At 47.7% G+C, this 1,586-nt stretch carries 1 pseudogene; it reads left to right on the plus strand.

The window, feature by feature from the left end:
* Nucleotides 1–1,586: pseudogene (locus KIV40_RS26150) on the plus strand (hypothetical protein); the annotation flags it as partial.

A 1,586-nucleotide genomic window follows, 5' to 3' on the forward strand; every position in this document is an offset into this window, starting at 1 on the left:
AAGATGGCCCAATCGTGAAATCGATTGTGGTGACGTCTAGCGATGGTGACGTGGATGTCGAAACCGCGACAGTAACCCTAACCATTACCGATGGTGACATTCCAACCATCGAAACCGTACCAAGCGTGTCGCTATCAGAAACGCAGCTTGCTGATGGTTCAACGCCAAGTGGCAGCGCGGTCAGTCAAACTGAGACTATCTCATTCACCAACCAAAGTGATGATGTTGAGAAGTTTCGAATTGAACCGACGGAGTTCAATGTCGGTGGAGCACTAACGTCGAATAACATTGGGGTCGAAATAAAAGAAGACCCAGCCGATTCGGGTATTTACGTAGGCTTTATTGATGACGGTGGCACGGAAGTTCCGATATTTACCATGAGCTTCTCCACAACCACATTGGGCGAATACACCTTCACACTGCTTGAAGCGTTAGACCATGCTGATGGTCTCGACAATAACGAGCTAACCTTCGATTTGCCTGTCTACGCAGTGGACTCTGATGGTAATGACTCATTGATGTCACCGTTGTCAGTGACTATTGGTGATGACGTGCAAGTCATGGCGAACGGCACGTTAGATATTACCGAGCCAACCGTCGCAGATTTAGCCGCTGGTATTGTTACCACCAACACTATTGATGTGATGCCAAAACAGAGCGCTGATGGGGCGGTGATTACCCAGTTCACGTACGATGGCGGTACAGCTCAAATTTTAGATACGGCCATCATTGGTGAGCAAGAGTTTACCTTTACCGAAGGTTCTGTATTTGTGAGCATCGAAGGTAACGTGCGTTTTGAATGTTGAGACAGCAACACTGACTCTGACCATCACCGATGGCGATATCCCAACCATTGAATCTGTACTAAGCGTCACGCTAGCAGAAGCCGGACTGGCGGATGGCTCTTCTCCAATCATGGGGGCGGTAAGCCAAACTGAAACCATTTCATTCACTAACCAAAGTGACAATGTTGAGAAGTTCCGATTAGAGCCAAATGAGTTCAATACAGATGACGCGTTGAAATCCGATGGTCTTGCGATTGATCTTAAAGAAGATCCGGCAGGCTCAGGTAACTACATTGGTTTTACGACCAGTGCAACCAATGTTGAAACACCAATCTTTACGCTAAGCTTTAGCGCTACGACTCTCGGCCAATACACATTTACGTTATTAGAAGCGATAGATCATGTAGCTGGGAGAGGCAATAACGATCTGACATTCAGCTTACCAGTTTACGCAGTCGATACCGATGGCGATGACTCATTAATATCACCACTTTCAGTGACCATCACTGATGATGTTCAAGTGATGGCTGGGGCTACGATTAGTATTGAAGAGCCAACGGTCGCTGATTTGGCCGCGGGGACTCCTACGACGTCTGTCTACGATGTGCTTACTAGCGCCAGTGCTGATGGCGCCAGTGTCACTCAGTTCACTTATGACGGCACGGCTTACACACTCGACCAAACGAATAGCTCTGAGCAAGAGTTTATGTTCACAGAAGGTTCGCTATTCATCACCACACAAGGTGAAGTGCGCTTTGAGCCGAACCGCGATTTAGACCACTCAGGTGGTGATATCGTGAA

Source organism: Vibrio sp. D173a (assembly GCF_030248475.1).